Below are 16,449 nucleotides of genomic sequence, written 5' to 3'. Positions count from 1 at the left end.
TCCATAGACCAGGGTTTGGCATGGATTGGAATCATGTGAAATACCGTGCGGAATAAATTAGCAAAATCTTGAAGGGGGTACAGTGATGTGATATGGGGAGTATGCTACATATACGTTTATAGAGAATGAAACGGAATTTGAAAAACTGGTTCAAAAGATGAGATAAATATAGGTAAAGCTTGCACCACAGCTTGTGCGAATAATACCAATGTAAGAATTCATAAACACACATAAAATTATTGAGACCAAAAAGTTTTCATGATATCATTATTGGTAGAAAATAGTGATACTGTGGAAGCTTTTTTGTATAGGGAGTGTGTGTGATGGGAATATTAGTGAATCCAGATAATTTGGCTTTTCAGGTAGCATTGAATTCCGAGATATATGTTGATAAAAGCGGACTTATTAAGTATACGAATAAAGTTTTGAATACATTGCAGGCCTATATTTGCAATAGCCGTCCCAGAAGGTTTGGGAAATCTATTACAGCGAATATGCTTACAGCTTATTACAGCAGAGGCTGTAATTCAGAAGAAATGTTTGCCGGATTGGAAATTGGTAAAAGTGCAGATTTTAAGAAGCACTTGAATCAGTATGATGTAATACATCTTGATATCCAATGGTGTATAGAGCCAGCTGGTGGACCTGAAAGGGTGGTTTCTTATATTTCGGAAAAGACGATTGCAGAGCTTGCGGAATACTATCCAGGTGTATTGAAAGAGAAGACGGAATCTTTGCCAGAAGTGTTGTCTCGTATTAATGGTGCAACTGGAAAAAAATTTATTGTCATCATTGATGAATGGGATGTCCTTATTCGTGACAAGGACGTTAATAAAAGGGTACAGGAAGAGTATATTAATTTTCTCAGGGCGATGTTCAAAGGAACAGAACCAACAAAATATATTCAACTTGCATATCTTACTGGCATTCTTCCAATTAAAAAGGAAAAAACTCAGTCGGCATTAAATAATTTTGATGAGTTTACAATGCTGAGCGCAAGCAATCTGGCTCCGTATATTGGTTTTACAGAAGCTGAAGTGAAAAAGCTGTCAGAAAAATATCAGCAGGACTTTGCTGAAGTGAAGCGATGGTACGATGGCTATCTTCTGAAGGATTACCAGGTTTATAATCCCAGAGCCGTTGTCAGCGTAATGCTAAGGGGGGAATTCAGGAGTTACTGGTCAGAAACAGCATCCTATGATGTGATTGTGCCTTTGATTAACATGAACTATGATGGGCTGAAAACAGCTGTTATTGAGATGCTTTCCGGAGCCGAAGTCAAGGTGAATGTGGCAGCTTTTCAAAATGATACGGAAGATATTAAAAGTAAAGATGATGTATTGACTTATATGATCCATTTAGGATACCTTGGTTATAATGAGAACAGGAAGACTGCTTTTGTACCAAATGAGGAGATACGGCAGGAGCTGACGACTGCTGTTGAGAGTAAAAAGTGGAATGAAATGCTGATATTGCAGCTGAATTCGGAAAATCTGCTGGATGCTACATTGGATATGGATGGCGTGGCGGTTGCAGAAGAGATTGAAAAAATCCATAACGAGCATGTGTCAGTAATTCAGTATAATAATGAAAATTCCTTGAGTAGTGTGCTTACAATTGCCTACTTAAGCGCAATGCAATACTATTTTAAGCCAATCCGTGAATTTCCTACAGGACGGGGATTTGCTGACTTTGTATTTATTCCAAAGCCAGAGTACAAAAATGATTATCCGGCATTGCTTGTGGAATTGAAGTGGAACCAGAATGCGCAGACCGCATTAACACAAATTAAGACAAAAAAGTATCCTTCTTCGATACTGAATTACACAGGCGATATTCTTCTTGTTGGAATCAATTATGATAAGAAAAGTAAGGAACACCAGTGCTTGATTGAGAAGTACGAAAAAGATTGATTTTGCCAGAACAGTGCCGAATGAAACAAATTTAAAAGGGCAGGTGTGGATGTTCTCCACAACCTGCCCTTTCGTGAGGGGAATGTATCAGAAACCTGTAAGTCGGAATACCATTAATTCGCTTGCAGAGTCGTCGTCACGGTCCTGTGTCATAAGAACCATCACAGAACCATCCTCTGCAACTTTCATATCTTCAATCCAGGGGTATCTGGTTCCAAACATATCGTAGCAGTCTACTTCGGCAAGGAGAGTTCCGTCCTTTGACCAGAAGTAGAATTCTCGCATATTTCCATCTGCTGCAATATAGCCATTTGCTGTCTCAGCTATTCCCGTGAGACTTCCGAAATAAGCAGGATCCTCGTGCTGGTCACCGCCAAGAAGCAGCTGCTGGTTGCCATCCAGATCATAAACTGCTATTTTCGATGGGGTGTCATCTCCTGCAAGACGTCCGTATACCATAATATGATCATTGCTGATCTCAACCAGGCTGACAAATTTAAAAATACCGGTTCGTGCCTCGTCATCATTCATAGAGGTTAAGATCCAGGGCTCTGTAAGCACGCTTCCGTCCTGGAAGGTTACTTTTTCCGTGTCATAGCCAAGGTAGCTGGTAATGCCCCAGGCACCGGATGGGTGTACAGACAGGTAACCGCTTGTGCCGGTTTCCAATATGGTCTGCCCGTCTTTCATAACGATTCCTTTTCCACCGTTACGGGAAATATAAAGTTTTCCGTCCGTGTCTGTAAAAAGATCCATTCCCTGCTCGTCCATTGTATCAGAAGAAAGAAGATTCAGGGTGCTTCCAGTATATTCATAAGTTTCCAGAGTATTATTCAGCTGATGATACATCCGGTCTCCGGATATTGCAAACTGGTGACGCATGATCTCAAATCCGTTCTGGGAAACACTAAATGGAATATACTCCGGAGTGACGGTATAATCTCCAACAGCTATACTCTGCGGAGCCGGTGTGAATGGAGTTCCATCCCAGGGGTAAGGTGATTCCACATTGCCAGTGTCCTCTAATTTCAGTTCCAGATTGTTAAAAACATTTCTGACAGAATCATTTTCTTCTCCGGAAATGATAACTTTGTAGGTCACACCGGATGGCTCGTGACGATAAATGTAGTAAATTCTGTCAAAATTGTCTGTGGTTCGTATATAATCCACATCACCAATGGTTGTTTTTTCAATAGTGCCGTCTGCATAGTCATGAAGATCGATATCGGAGGTCTGCAGATATTTGCGGAAAGAGTAGCTTGATTCTTCATTTGCTTTAATGGTGAAATCATTTTGTGAGCTATCCTTGTCTGCACCTTCGAATACGCTGACAGAGCAGGTGTATTCGTAATCGCTGATATCATTCGGATCATAGCTCCAGTCATCCGGAAGGTTAAGCTTGAACAGGGTTACGTCAATGGTGTTGTCACTTTCTCCATGAACGATGAGAGCGCTACTGGCAGTCAGAAGCACAAGTCCGGTCACAAGAGGTAGTATTTTCCATAATTTTTTTCTCATATTCAGCACCTCTTTTCTATGTGGAATGTTTTGTATTTTTATTTTCCCAGATTTTGGAGACTTTGTCACTGACACAAATGACAGGTAATCCGTAAGGAAAGCGTTATTGCTGGAAAAAATGCGGATATCCGGAAGCGGCAAATGGGAATAAAAGTAATTTGTCCTGCATAGGCTATTGAAAAAAGGATATTTGGCATGATATCAATTGGCCTGTGTATGATCGTAAAAAATGAGGAGGCGGTACTTCGCAGAATCCTCACGCCGATGAGCAAGCTTGTGGACAAAATCTATATTTGCGATACCGGATCGGTGGATAAAACGAAGGAGATTGCCAGGGAGTTTACCGATGAGGTTTATGATTTTTTGTGGAAAGATGATTTCTCTGCTGCCCGCAATTTTATTACGGAAAAAGCAGATACGGATTATTGGATGTGGCTGGATGCAGATGACGTCATTACGCCGGAAAATCAGGAGAAGCTGCTCAGGCTGAAAGAGAGCATGGATTCAGATACGGATGTGGTTATGATGGATTATGCAGTGGGATTTGATGAATGGGAGCATGTCACGTTTTCTTATTACAGAGAGCGTATTATGAAGACTTCCCGGAATTTCAGATGGCAGGGGCGCGTCCACGAAACGGTTGTTACTGCGGGGAATATTTTATATTCGGATGTGGTGATTGAGCATCGGAAAATAAAGGCTGGAGAGTCTTTTCGCAATCTGCATATATATGAGCAGATGATTGATTCCGGTGAAAAAATGGAACCGAGACATTTCTTTTATTATGGGCGGGAGCTTTTTTATCATAAGCAATATGAGTATGCAATTTTAATTTTAAAAAAATTTCTGGAAGAACCAGATGGCTGGATAGAGAATAAACTGAACAGCTGTCTGGTTCTTTCCTGCTGTTATCAGGCAATGGGAGAGAATGCGGCTGCTTTTGATATACTTTTTTACAGCTTTACGATGGATGTTCCGAGAGCGGAGATCTGTTGTGAGATAGGAAGATTGTTTATGGAAAAAAGGGAGTACGTGACGGCAGCATACTGGTACCAGCAGGCTCTTCTTGCGCCACGGAAAAAGAAAAACGGCGGTTTTTATATTGCAGACAGTCATGATTTTATACCGGCGATACAGATGTGTGTATGTCTGGATAAAGCAGGAAGACACAGGGAGGCGTTTGAATTTCATAAAAAGGCAAGAGTATTGAAGCCGCTGCATCAGGCGGTTATTGGGAACGAGAAGTATTTCAGGGATGTTTGGGGGATGGAGTGAAGGGGAAATTCACCTGTATTGTTAGTATTTCATATATTGATAGTGAATATCTAAGCTGTTATGGGAGAATGTGTATGTTTTTTGATCGTCATAATCAGAAAAATTCTTCTGAAAAGGAAGCTTCCGGTGATATTACCTGTACATCCTGTTTTGGAAACAATAATCGCTGTGGCTGCGATTGCGGTTGTCCGGGACAGGGAGCCACAGGGCCTCGTGGTGCAACAGGTCCCATGGGACCTGTTGGCCCAAGAGGGTGTCCCGGTGTGACTGGTCCTATGGGACCAAGAGGATGCCAGGGAGCAGTAGGCCCTGCAGGTCCTATGGGTCCGCAAGGAGAGCCTGGCATGCCAGGAGTTATGGGTCCCGCCGGAGAAGCCGGCCCCGCTGGAGCGACAGGCCCAACCGGTCCCGCCGGAGCGACAGGTCCAGCCGGTCCCGCTGGAGAAGCAGGTCCAACCGGTCCAGCCGGAGCAACAGGCCCAACCGGTCCAGCCGGAGCAACAGGCCCAACCGGTCCAGCCGGAGCGACAGGCCCAACCGGTCCTGTCGGAGCAGACGGCCCGATTGGTCCTACTGGCCCAGCGCCAACTCCGGCAGCGGCAGTGGCAGATGCTACTGGTACAGAGGATGCTGTGACACAGCTAAATACACTTCTGGCAAATCTTCGCGCTGCCGGAATTCTGCAATTCTAGCGCATGTTTGAAAAAGGCTTTCTGCAAGATGTGCGTCACAATTTGTGGGAGATTTCGTCCAGATGAGGGCGCAGTAGCGGCTACGGCAACCGAATTCGGGTGAAATATACCGCAATGAGGGCAAGGGCTGGAAATGGAGCAATCCATTTCCAGTCCTTTCTCATATAAAAGTGTGATTGCTAAGCATTAAAATTAAATAATTTTGTGTTTTCGGTTGTAATTTCATGAATTTCGCATATAATAAAAGTGTGATTATTAAGCACAAAACTCTAATAAAAATGTGATTATCAAGCATAAAACTCCAATAAAAATGTGACAGGTGATTCTATGGAACGATTTATCTTAAAAAAGTTGCTGGCTTGGAAGAATTCTCCCTACCGCAAGCCTTTAATATTGAAGGGCGTACGTCAGGTAGGAAAGACTTGGATTCTGAAAGAGTTCGGCAGACGTTATTATGAAAATACAGCTTACTTTAACTTCGACGAAAATGAAGAATATAAGCAATTTTTTGAAACAACCAAGGATGTGGACCGGATTCTACAAAACCTTATGCTGGCAAGCGGTCAAAAAATTGTGCCTGAAAAAACCCTTATCATCTTTGATGAGGTGCAGGACTGCCCTAAGGTCATTAACTCTATGAAGTATTTTTGCGAGAACGCACCGCAGTATCACGTTGCCTGCGCCGGTTCTCTGTTAGGTATTGCTCTGGCGAAACCCTCTTCTTTTCCGGTCGGTAAGGTCAACTTTATGCAGATTGACCCGATGACCTTTAATGAATTCCTGCTTGCCAATGGTGATGAAAACCTGGCACAGTATCTGGAACAGGTGGACACCCTTGAACCCATCCCTGACGCCTTCTTTAATCCGCTGTATGAGAAGCTGAAAATGTACTATGTCACCGGTGGTATGCCGGAGTCGGTATTGATGTGGACGGAGGCACGGGATGTTTCTGCTATGCAGGAAGCATTATCCGGAATCCTCGGAGCCTATGAGCGTGATTTTGCCAAACATCCTAATCTCAGCGAGTTCCCGAAAATCTCAATGATCTGGAAATCCATTCCGTCTCAACTGGCAAGAGAGAACAAGAAGTTTATCTATAAAGTGGTCAAGGAAGGTGCACGAGCCCGTGAGTACGAGAATGCCTTACAATGGCTGGTGGATGCCCGTTTAGTGCATAAAATTTATCGCAGCTCAGCTCCTGGCCTGCCGATTGCAGCTTACGATGACTTGTCGGCTTTCAAAATTTATCTGGTGGATGTGGGATTGCTTCGCCGTCTGGCACAGTTGGCCCCCACTGCTTTTGGCGAAGGCAACCGTCTTTTTACTGAATTCAAAGGCGCATTAACCGAAAACTTTGTGTTGCAGACTTTAATTACTCAGTTTGAAGTCATGCCTCGTTATTGGAGCCAGAACAACCCACCTTACGAAGTGGATTTCCTCATTCAGCGGGAGAACGACATCTTTCCCGTGGAGGTCAAATCCGAAGCAAACACAACCAGCAAGAGTATGAAGAAGTTCAAGGAACTGTTCCCTGATAAGGTCAAGCTACGCATCCGTTTCTCACTGGATAATCTGAAACTGGACAATGATGTGTTGAATATTCCGTTATTCATGGCAGATCAGGCGGATAGACTGATCGGATTGGCATTGGGGAGTGAACCATAACCCTTGAGACGCTGGCAATATTGCTGCCCACAAAATTATTGAGACTCTAAAGCTTTCATGGTATCATTGTAAAAACAGGAAATAGTAATACTGTGAAATCTATTTTTATATAGGAGCATGTGCGAAGGGGGAAAAGTTGTGAATCTGGTTAATCGTACTTTTCAGTTACAATGTGTTTTTAGGGAAAATAAATACATGAAAAAACTTTTATACACAATTGTTTTATTAATAGCCGTTCTCATAATTCCCGCCCAGCCGGCACACGCCCAGAGCCATTGGTATACCAAGGATCCCATTATCCGGCAACGTAGTAACAATTCCAAAAGGACGGGTAACTTCCAATGTAGTGAAATATTTTAAGAAATACAAGATCAAAGTATATACCCATACTGTGAATTACCGGGGACAATGGGAGAAATACAGGGCTATGGGAGTGAGCGGTATTTATTCGGATGCATTGTGAAAGTGAGTTTGGATTCGATTTTAAGGATGATTTTGAAAAAGAGAAAGGGGCATTCAAATATGAAAAACTATCGTGCAGAATTAACCGGCGTTTTTGGTGATCCAGTGGATGATAATCCTACTGGTGTAGTTGAGGAGGCTGCGTTTGCAGCGAAAAATTTGAATTATCGTTATCTGACCATTAAAGTGCTTCCAGAGGATCTTGGAAAGGCAATGGACAGTGTGAAAATCTTTGGCATGAAGGGAATCAATCTTACCATGCCTCACAAGATCAAGGTTCTCCCTTATCTGGATGAACTGAGTCCGGCAGCAGAAATTATCGGAGCAGTGAATACGGTTATCCAGAAAGAGGGAAAACTATTCGGTGAGAATACGGATGGAAAAGGGTTTGTAACCGCGTTGAAGAATTCTGGTGAGACTCTGGATAAGAAAAATGTGACTATTCTTGGCGCTGGCGGAGCAGCCAGGGCGATAGCTGTTGAATGTGCATTAAATGGGGTTGCCCATATCAATATTATCAATCGAAGCATTGAAAAAGGTGAGGAACTGGCATCTCTTATTCAGATGAAAACAGATAGCAGTGCAAAGTATCTTAACTGGAAAAACAATATGGCAATTCCATCTGATACAGATATTTTAATCAATGCCACTTCAATCGGTTTTTCTCCAAATGTGACAGACAAGCCAGACATTGATTATACTGCCATCACACCGGAAATGTGTGTATGCGATGTCATATTTAATCCTGCGGAAACAATTTTCCTAAAGTCCGCAGCAGAAAATGGTGCAAAAACTATCACCGGTCTTGGAATGCTGGTACAGCAGGCCGCACTGAATTTCACCCTCTGGACAGGCGTGGAAGCGCCGGTAGATGTGATGGAGGATGCGCTGAAGAAGGAGTTTGAGTAAGGAAGACAGGCTTTTTCTGAAAAGAAAGTTGTCAGATTGAATCTTTTTAAACAAAAAGGATGTGAGACTTTTGAAAATAAATTATGAAACTGTCCACTTCAATTATGCAGACAGAATAGGCAATCTGACCGCGGAAGCAGTCGGCGTAGTAAAGGGAGAGAAACATTTTCCGGTTTACAGTGGAAATCGGATTTTTAAGCCGTTGAGTAAATCCAAGCCATTTTCTACGCCTCTGTTTGCTTATGCGGAAGTGTTCTGGTCGAATGTGATAAATGAATATTTTGTATCGGCGCCTTTATATCAGCTGGCTTTTTGCCATGGTTATGAAGAAGAGACACAGAAATACTATGATTATGGGACTGTGGTTCCAAGGATTTATAATGAAGATGAACAGCTTTTGAATCTTCTGGAATTCTTTCGGAAGTATCCGGATGAAAAGGTGGATATAGACCAGTATGAGAATTACTGTATGATGTTTTATGATTATACGGATATTCTGGAGGCTTCCTATTTCCAGAATCACGAAGACATGGCAGAGCAGCTTGCCATGCAGATCCTGGTTTCCATGCTGAAAGGCGATCAGAATTATCACTATGAGAATATTGCGTTCGTTTGTAATAAAAAAGGAGAAATTCTGAGGCTGGCTCCGATGATCGACCATGAATTTTCCACTTACTTTATGTTTCCGGACAATTCTGCGCAGCATATGTACTGGTATAGTGAGTTGATCCGTTCCATGGAAGGACATGAAGTTCAGGATTATGAATATGACTGTCTGAAGAATCCAAAAGAACGGCAGATGATGGAAAAAAGTGCAGTATGTCTGCATAAGAATCTTGTGTATATAAAAGAGCATTACCCGGAAGTTACCGGGAAGTTTTTAGAGAAACTGAATTGCCTGAAGCATGATCTGGAAGAGAATCCATCTCCATTTTATCTGCAGGAAAATATTGAATATCCGGGAACTGCCAATTCTTATGCTTACATGTCCGGGAAAGCCAGATACAAGGATTATGATGAGGAAAAGGCAAAGCTTCTGGAAGAGAAATATAGTTCCAGGGAAAAGAAAATAGATTTCCATGTATTGAGTGTTCAGAGTGTGCAGGAAATTAAGGGAATTATAAGACTGTTGAAAGTAATTTTGGAGAAGGAGAACAGCAATTGGGATAAAGTAAAGGAACAAAATGATGAGTACAAAGCCGAAACTGGATTTACAGATAGAAAAATAAAAGCATATGACAAGCTGGAACTGACAGATGAGCAGCAGAAAGTTCTTGATGCTCTTAGACAGAACTGTGTGGAAGAGACTCTTTGGTCAGCAATTGCAGCCTTCCAAAACTACCCATTTCGCACAGCCTCTGGTCTCCCATATCAGTACAAGCTGAAAATCGGCAAAGACGGAACCTACAACAAAGAGCTTCTCATCGACCGCCGGGAAAACAGCAAAACCCTGTCCTGGAGCAGCATAAAAATGGCATTCCAAAATTGCCGGCAGATATCCGGCATCGTGAAACGCCCCAAGGCATTAGGGGATATTAGAGGGATTTCTTATATTTACCCATTGTTCTGGAAATTTGGACTGATCGAAGTGCCTAAAGAGACTGCGAAGAAGATGAGCGGGGAATGTGACACCGAAGCGGAGCTATAAATGCATGAATGAAAGAATGCTGTTTTTCAAGGTAGCGACGGTGTGAAATTTTTTCCGTAAATTCAAAACCTCATGCGGCTTAATGGCAGATTTTGCGGTTAAGCCGTTATCTGGGCACATATACAAAAGAAAAAGCTCTGACAAATGATAATTATCTAACAATCATTTGCCAGAGTTTTTAATTACGTAGCAACAAAACAAAATCTATGCCTGCTTATCCCTGCAGTTTCTTCCCCTGCTCAAATTTCGGCTCACAGGTCAGCTCCACGCCCAGTTTACGGAAGGAGAGGACATCCACAGAAGACAGCATAACAGAAGTATGTGCCTGGCAGCCTTTCAGCTTCGGAAACTGCTCCAGGGCAAGACGTGCTTCTGGATTCGTAGCAGCACTGATGGAAAGGGCAATCATGGTCTCATCCATATGAAGACGAGGATTCTTACTTCCAAGATAATCTGTCTTCAGCTCCTGAATAGGGTGAATAGCATCCGGGGAGATCACATGCTTCTGGTGATCAATTCCGGCAAGCTCCTTCAACACATTCAGAAGAAGGGCGGAGGAAGCACCAAGCAGATCAGAGGTCTTACCTGTGATGATCCTTCCGTCCTCCAGCTCCATGGCAGCAGCCGGAGCACCAGTTTCTTTCTCTCTTTCCAGGGCAGCAGGAACAACCTTGCGGTCCTCCAGTGTGGCATGTGCCTGCTTCAGAAGAAGCTCGATCTTGTAAACCTCCTCCTCTGTGCCAGTACCGGACATAAGCGCATCCATACTTTTATAATATCTGCGGATGATCTCCTGACGGGAAGCCTCCTGGCAAACCTCATCATCCACAATACAGTTTCCTGCCATATTAACGCCCATATCTGTAGGAGATTTGTATGGGCACTCACCCATGATTTTCTCAAACATAGCCTGTACAACAGGGAAAATCTCTACGTCACGGTTATAGTTGACAGTGGTCTTACCATAAGCTTCCAGATGGAATGGGTCGATCATGTTGACATCATTCAGATCAGCGGTAGCTGCCTCATAAGCCAGGTTTACCGGGTGCTTCAGCGGGATATTCCAGATTGGGAAAGTCTCGAACTTGGCATAGCCTGCGCTGATTCCTCTCTTGTATTCATGATAAAGCTGGGAAAGACAGGTAGCCATTTTTCCGCTTCCAGGTCCAGGCGCTGTGATAACAACCAGCGGGCGGGTGGTTTCGATATAGTCATTCTTGCCGTATCCCTCGTCACTTACGATCAGGGAAGTATTGCTTGGATAACCTGGGATATTATAAAGGACATAAACCTTGATTCCAAGCTTCTCCAGACGCTTCTTGAACGCATCAGCACTGTTCTGTCCGGAGTAACGTGTGATGCAGACGCTTCCTACATAAAGTCCTCTGCTTGTAAATTCGTTCATCAGACGGAGCACGTCCTCATCATATGTGATGCCAAGGTCACCGCGGACCTTATTCTTTTCAATATCAGGTGCACCGATTACGATTACGATCTCTGCCTGGTCGGAAAGCTGCATCAGCATGCGCAGCTTGCTGTCCGGCTCAAATCCTGGAAGAACACGGGAAGCGTGGTAGTCATCAAATAACTTGCCTCCAAATTCCAGATAAAGTTTGTTGTCAAATTTGCTGATTCGTTCACGAATGTGCTCGGACTGCATTTTCAGATATTTGTCATTATCGAACCCAATTTTTTTCATTCTGTCTTTCCTCCCTCTTTCTCTGGGCTGTTCTTTACTATGTTCACAAAACACCTTGCGGAATATTTGCGGCACATAGTAATCTTTTAGTTCCTCATCCATTATGTTGTTTCTTACTGTAAAGTTACAGGTAAAAAGGATACAGCAGATGCGTTCTGCACCTGCCTTAAAAAATATGTTCCTGGACTGTATTAGAAAAATCATTCCTGCAAATTGTACGCACATCCTGCAGAAAGCTTTTTTCAAACACGCTCTAGTATACTACAGTTTACGCCGTAAAAAAAGTATCTATTTTTTTTCTGATGTGAATTTTTTTGACCTTTTTTTCTCAAAAATTCAGAGGGTTTTCACAATATCCAGGTTGATTTATCTGCGTTTTATCTTTATAATAGAAAAGATAGTAAGGAGGAATGAAATGGATAATAATCTGGATAACAATCAAGGCGGACGCCGCCCTGATAAAGGGGATCCAAGAAGAGATCAGGATCCCAACCGCAATAAGAAAAATCATCAGTCCATTCTGGCTTTTCTGATATGTCTTTTGGTTACTCTGGTGTGTTTCAGCCTGTTTACCAATATGCTGCAGGATAATTCCAGTGAGATTACGTATGATAAGTTTATTGATATGGTGAATAATGATGAAGTGAAATCCGTTACACTTCAGTCTGATAACCTGACTATCGTGCCGAAGAAGCAGGTGAATCCTTATCAGGAAATCAGTTATTACACCAATCTGACAGAAGATGAGACTGCCCTTACCAAACGTCTGGAAGGAACCGGTATTATTTTTAAATCTGAGCCGCCGGATGCTTTCGGAGAATTTATGGCAATGATGCTTAGCGTACTTTTACCGTCTGTGCTTCTGTTTGTGCTTCTTATGTTCTTTATGCGCCGCATGAACAAAGGCGGCGGTGGTATGATGGGCGTTGGGAAAAGCCGCGCCAAGGCGTATGTACAGAAAGAGACCGGAATCACATTTAAGGATGTTGCCGGACAGGATGAGGCCAAGGAATCCTTGCAGGAGGTTGTGGAATTTCTTCACAATCCAGGCAAATACGTGGAAATTGGTGCTAAACTGCCGAAGGGCGCCCTGCTTGTAGGACCTCCGGGTACAGGTAAAACCCTTCTTGCCAAGGCTGTTGCAGGGGAGGCACATGTACCGTTCTTTTCCCTTTCCGGATCAGAATTTGTGGAGATGTTCGTTGGTGTAGGTGCTTCCCGTGTCCGTGATCTTTTTGAGGAAGCCAAGAAGAATGCGCCGTGTATCGTATTTATTGATGAGATTGATGCCATTGGAAAGAGCCGTGATTCCCATTACGGCGGAGGTAATGACGAGCGTGAGCAGACTTTGAACCAGCTGCTTGCTGAGATGGATGGTTTTGATACTTCCAAGGGACTTCTGATCCTGGCAGCTACCAACCGTCCGGAGGTACTGGATCCGGCACTTCTTCGTCCGGGACGTTTTGACCGCCGTGTTATCGTTGACCGTCCGGATCTGAAAGGACGTATTGATATCCTGAAGGTTCATGCGAAGAATGTAAGGCTTGACGATACCGTTGATTTCGAGGCAATTGCCCTTGCCACGTCCGGTGCCGTTGGTTCTGATCTTGCAAATATGGTCAATGAGGCCGCCATCCTGGCTGTTAAGAATGGCCGTCACGCAGTTTCCCAGAAGGATCTTCTGGAGTCTGTTGAGGTGGTTCTTGTTGGAAAAGAGAAGAAAGACCGTATTTTAAGTGCCCAGGAGCGCCGTATCGTATCCTATCATGAGGTAGGACATGCACTGGTAAGTGCCCTTCAGAAGGACTCCGAGCCGGTACAGAAGATCACCATTGTGCCTCGTACTATGGGCGCACTTGGTTACGTTATGCAGGTTCCGGAAGAAGAGAAATATCTGAATACCCAGAAAGAACTGGAAGCTATGCTGGTCGGATATCTTGGCGGACGTGCTGCTGAAGAGATCGTTTTTGACAGCGTGACAACTGGTGCTTCCAATGATATTGAGCAGGCCACCAAGGTCGCCCGTGCTATGATCACCCAGTATGGTATGTCCAAGAAGTTTGGTCTGATGGGTCTTGCAACTCAGGAAAATCAGTATCTGAATGGTCGTGCAGTGCTTAATTGCGGTGACAATACAGCTACAGAAGTCGACCATGAGGTTATGGAGCTGCTTCGTGTTTCTTATGAGGAGGCGAAGCGCCTGATCAGCAGCCACAGAAAGGCTTTGGACAAGATCGCTGCTTATCTGATCCGCAAGGAGACCATTACCGGTAAGGAATTTATGATCATTTTCCGCGCAGTGGAGAAGGGAATGGAAGTTTCAGATGTGTTGGATGCAGAAGGACTGAAGGCGCTGGATGAGGCTGTGAAAGCAGAGGATAAGACGGATGAGGCAAATGTGGACACAGAGACAGCGGAATCCACAGTTCAGGCTCCAGCTGAAATGCCGGCTGAAAGTTCCGGGGACTCAGAAGACCACTGAATTTAAGGAAAATTAATCTAAGAGGAATTAATCTAAGAGGAATCTGCTATTGCCGTTCCTGCAATTGGACGATACAGATAATATAGGATAAAACATCAGAACCGGGAGACATGTTTTCCCGGTTCTTTTCAACAAAGGAGAGTTTTTATGTTCCTGATTGAAGAAGAGTTAAAAAAGCTGCCCGGTAAGCCTGGCGTTTACATTATGCATGGGGAAAACGATGAGATCATTTATGTGGGAAAGGCTGTCAGTCTGAAGAACCGTGTCCGCCAGTATTTCCAGAGCAGCCGCAATAAAGGCGCAAAGATTGAGCAGATGGTCACTCACATTACCAGATTTGAGTATATTGTCACCGATTCTGAATTGGAGGCGCTGGTACTGGAGTGCAACCTGATCAAGGAGCATCGCCCGAAATACAACACCATGTTGAAGGATGATAAGACATATCCATTCATTAAAGTAACTGTAAACGAGCCCTATCCCAGAGTCCTTTTTTCCCGCACCATGAAAAAGGACAAGGCGAAATATTTCGGACCCTATACCAGCTCCACAGCTGTAAAAGATGTGATCGAGCTGGTCCGCAAGATTTATATGGTACGCTCCTGCAACCGTAATCTGCCCCGTGACTGCGGCAAAGACCGTCCATGTCTGTATTATCATATGAAGCAGTGCACGGCTCCATGCCAGGGAAATGTAAGTGAGGAAGCGTATAAGCAGAACATTGGACAGGTACTTCATTTTCTCAATGGAAATTTCCAGGAGACCATCGATCAGCTGACGGAGAAAATGATGGCAGCTTCAGAGGATATGCGTTTTGAGGATGCTGCAGGATATCGTGATTTAATTAACAGTATCAGACGGATCGGAGAACGACAGAAGATTACTACCTATGGGGAAGAGGACAGGGATATTATTGCAGTTGCCATGGATGAAAGTGAAGATCTCCGGGAGCAAGATGCAGTTGTGCAGGTGTTTTTTATGCGTGGCGGCAGGCTGATCGGCAGAGATCACTTTTTTCTCCGTGTGGCAAGAGGCGATACCAAAGCACAGGTTTTGTCAAGCTTTCTGAAGCAGTTTTATGCAGGAACGCCTTTTATTCCGGCGGAAATCATGATGCAGACAGAGATAGAAGATGGGGAAATTATTGAAGACTGGTTGTCTGCAAGGCGTAAACAGCGGGTTCACATCCGTGTACCGAAAAAGGGAACAAAGGAGAAACTGGTGGAGCTTGCCAAGGAAAACGCCTGGATGGTTCTTTCCAAAGACAGAGAACGGATCAAGCGCGAAGAAGGGCGTACGATCGGGGCTGTGAAGGAGATTGAGGACTGGCTGGGGCTTAAGGATATTGTGCGTATGGAGGCTTACGATATTTCCAATATCAGTGGATTTGAGTCCGTTGGCTCCATGGTAGTTTACGAAAAGGGCAAGCCGAAGCGCAGCGATTACCGCAAATTCAAGATCAAATGGGTGCAGGGACCAAATGATTATGCCAGCATGGAAGAGGTGCTTACAAGGCGCTTTACCCATGAATCCAAGGGTGAATACGACAGCTTTTCCATTCTTCCGGATCTGATCCTTATGGATGGCGGACGTGGCCAGGTAAACATTGCACGGAAGGTTCTTGGAGAGCTTGGAATTGATATTCCGGTATGTGGTATGGTAAAGGATGATAACCACCGAACCAGAGGGGTGTATTTCAATAATGTTGAAATTCCCATTGATACTTCTGGTGAGGGTTTCCATCTGGTAACCAGGATCCAGGATGAGGCTCACCGTTTTGCCATTGAGTATCACCGCTCCCTTAGAAGCAAAGAACAGGTACATTCCGTTCTGGATGATATTCCGGGAATTGGCGAGACCAGGCGAAAGGCTCTTATGAGAAGATTCCGGTCTGTTGAGAATATCAGGGATGCTTCTGTGGAAGAATTAAGTCAGACAGAGTCTATGAATGTACAGAGCGCGGAGGCTGTTTATCAGTTTTTTCATAGAGCGCCAAATCAGACGAATGCATGATTTCTGTGCATCGCGAAGCGTGTTACTGTGAATAGAGCGAACAGTAACAGTTTTAACAAGATTCGACATTGAAGTTACAGAAAAAATTGTGTATAATACAGATAAGTGTGGATTTTTGGCAATGTATATAATTTCTATGTGCAGTGCAAAGAAACCGGCACAGACTGCATAAC

At 43.9% G+C, this 16,449-nt stretch carries 10 protein-coding genes and 2 pseudogenes; 9 read left to right on the top strand and 3 right to left on the bottom strand.

Annotation, left to right across the window (positions count from 1 at the left end):
* Positions 1 to 97 precede the first annotated feature (97 nt).
* Positions 98 to 166: pseudogene (locus AB5706_RS23210) on the top strand (hypothetical protein); the annotation flags it as partial.
* A gap of 157 nt (positions 167 to 323) precedes the next feature.
* Positions 324 to 1,913, top strand: coding sequence for an AAA family ATPase (locus AB5706_RS16580; RefSeq protein ID WP_173773455.1), 1,590 nt, complete (start codon positions 324 to 326; stop codon positions 1,911 to 1,913).
* A gap of 87 nt (positions 1,914 to 2,000) precedes the next feature.
* On the opposite strand, the gene AB5706_RS16575 is transcribed toward AB5706_RS16580, so the two are convergent.
* On the bottom strand, positions 2,001 to 3,431 hold the full coding sequence (locus tag AB5706_RS16575; protein ID WP_173773454.1) for a hypothetical protein: 1,431 nt from the start codon (positions 3,429 to 3,431) through the stop codon (positions 2,001 to 2,003).
* A gap of 195 nt (positions 3,432 to 3,626) precedes the next feature.
* On the opposite strand from AB5706_RS16575, the gene AB5706_RS16570 reads away from it, so the two are divergent.
* Positions 3,627 to 4,706 (top strand): glycosyltransferase family 2 protein, encoded by a 1,080-nt coding sequence (locus tag AB5706_RS16570; RefSeq protein ID WP_173773453.1) that lies wholly within the window; start codon positions 3,627 to 3,629, stop codon positions 4,704 to 4,706.
* A 612-nt stretch (positions 4,707 to 5,318) separates the two neighbouring features.
* Here AB5706_RS16570 and AB5706_RS23205 read toward each other — a convergent pair.
* A pseudogene (locus AB5706_RS23205) lies at positions 5,319 to 5,441 on the bottom strand (hypothetical protein); the annotation flags it as partial.
* Between AB5706_RS23205 and AB5706_RS16560 the strand changes: the two are divergent.
* The 4 genes from AB5706_RS16560 to AB5706_RS16545 all read left to right on the top strand — a co-directional run bounded on the left by AB5706_RS16560 (position 5,406) and on the right by AB5706_RS16545 (position 10,082).
* Positions 5,406 to 5,501 (top strand): DUF6783 domain-containing protein, encoded by a 96-nt coding sequence (locus AB5706_RS16560; RefSeq protein ID WP_472515490.1) that lies wholly within the window; start codon positions 5,406 to 5,408, stop codon positions 5,499 to 5,501. The pseudogene AB5706_RS23205 and the gene AB5706_RS16560 overlap by 36 nt on opposite strands.
* A gap of 224 nt (positions 5,502 to 5,725) precedes the next feature.
* On the top strand, positions 5,726 to 7,063 hold the full coding sequence (locus tag AB5706_RS16555) for an ATP-binding protein (protein WP_148463479.1): 1,338 nt from the start codon (positions 5,726 to 5,728) through the stop codon (positions 7,061 to 7,063).
* A 522-nt stretch (positions 7,064 to 7,585) separates the two neighbouring features.
* On the top strand, positions 7,586 to 8,434 hold the full coding sequence (gene aroE / locus AB5706_RS16550) for a shikimate dehydrogenase (protein WP_173773451.1): 849 nt from the start codon (positions 7,586 to 7,588) through the stop codon (positions 8,432 to 8,434).
* A 70-nt stretch (positions 8,435 to 8,504) separates the two neighbouring features.
* Entirely contained in the window at positions 8,505 to 10,082 is a 1,578-nt protein-coding gene (locus AB5706_RS16545; protein WP_173773450.1) for a hypothetical protein, read from the top strand.
* A 214-nt stretch (positions 10,083 to 10,296) separates the two neighbouring features.
* On the opposite strand, the gene AB5706_RS16540 is transcribed toward AB5706_RS16545, so the two are convergent.
* Positions 10,297 to 11,781, bottom strand: coding sequence for a DUF1846 domain-containing protein (locus tag AB5706_RS16540; protein WP_173736085.1), 1,485 nt, complete (start codon positions 11,779 to 11,781; stop codon positions 10,297 to 10,299).
* Positions 11,782 to 12,196: 415 nt separating this feature from the next.
* Here AB5706_RS16540 and ftsH point away from each other — a divergent pair, with 415 nt between their 5' ends.
* Together ftsH and uvrC are read left to right on the top strand one after the other, a co-directional pair.
* Positions 12,197 to 14,263, top strand: coding sequence for an ATP-dependent zinc metalloprotease FtsH (ftsH, locus tag AB5706_RS16535; RefSeq protein ID WP_173736086.1), 2,067 nt, complete (start codon positions 12,197 to 12,199; stop codon positions 14,261 to 14,263).
* Positions 14,264 to 14,410: 147 nt separating this feature from the next.
* Positions 14,411 to 16,276 (top strand): excinuclease ABC subunit UvrC, encoded by a 1,866-nt coding sequence (gene uvrC / locus AB5706_RS16530; protein ID WP_173736087.1) that lies wholly within the window; start codon positions 14,411 to 14,413, stop codon positions 16,274 to 16,276.
* Positions 16,277 to 16,449 lie beyond the last annotated feature (173 nt).

This window comes from Ruminococcus sp. RTP21484sp1_RTP21277st1_D2_RTP21277_210401 (assembly GCF_040924225.1).
GTDB classification, from domain to species: domain Bacteria; phylum Bacillota; class Clostridia; order Lachnospirales; family Lachnospiraceae; genus Blautia_A; species Blautia_A faecis.
The sequence above is the reverse complement of the archived record's forward strand: the minus strand, read 5'-3'. Positions and strand labels throughout refer to the sequence as shown.

Bases quoted from the DNA above. Each gene is read 5' to 3' on its own strand.
- AB5706_RS16575 (WP_173773454.1), bottom strand. From the start codon at position 3,431: ATGAGAAAAAAATTATGGAAAATACTACCTCTTGTGACCGGACTTGTG.
- AB5706_RS16580 (WP_173773455.1), top strand. From the start codon at position 324: ATGGGAATATTAGTGAATCCAGATAATTTGGCTTTTCAGGTAGCATTG.
- aroE (WP_173773451.1), top strand. From the start codon at position 7,586: ATGAAAAACTATCGTGCAGAATTAACCGGCGTTTTTGGTGATCCAGTG.
- AB5706_RS16555 (WP_148463479.1), top strand. From the start codon at position 5,726: ATGGAACGATTTATCTTAAAAAAGTTGCTGGCTTGGAAGAATTCTCCC.
- ftsH (WP_173736086.1), top strand. From the start codon at position 12,197: ATGGATAATAATCTGGATAACAATCAAGGCGGACGCCGCCCTGATAAA.
- AB5706_RS16540 (WP_173736085.1), bottom strand. From the start codon at position 11,781: ATGAAAAAAATTGGGTTCGATAATGACAAATATCTGAAAATGCAGTCC.
- AB5706_RS16570 (WP_173773453.1), top strand. From the start codon at position 3,627: ATGATATCAATTGGCCTGTGTATGATCGTAAAAAATGAGGAGGCGGTA.
- uvrC (WP_173736087.1), top strand. From the start codon at position 14,411: ATGTTCCTGATTGAAGAAGAGTTAAAAAAGCTGCCCGGTAAGCCTGGC.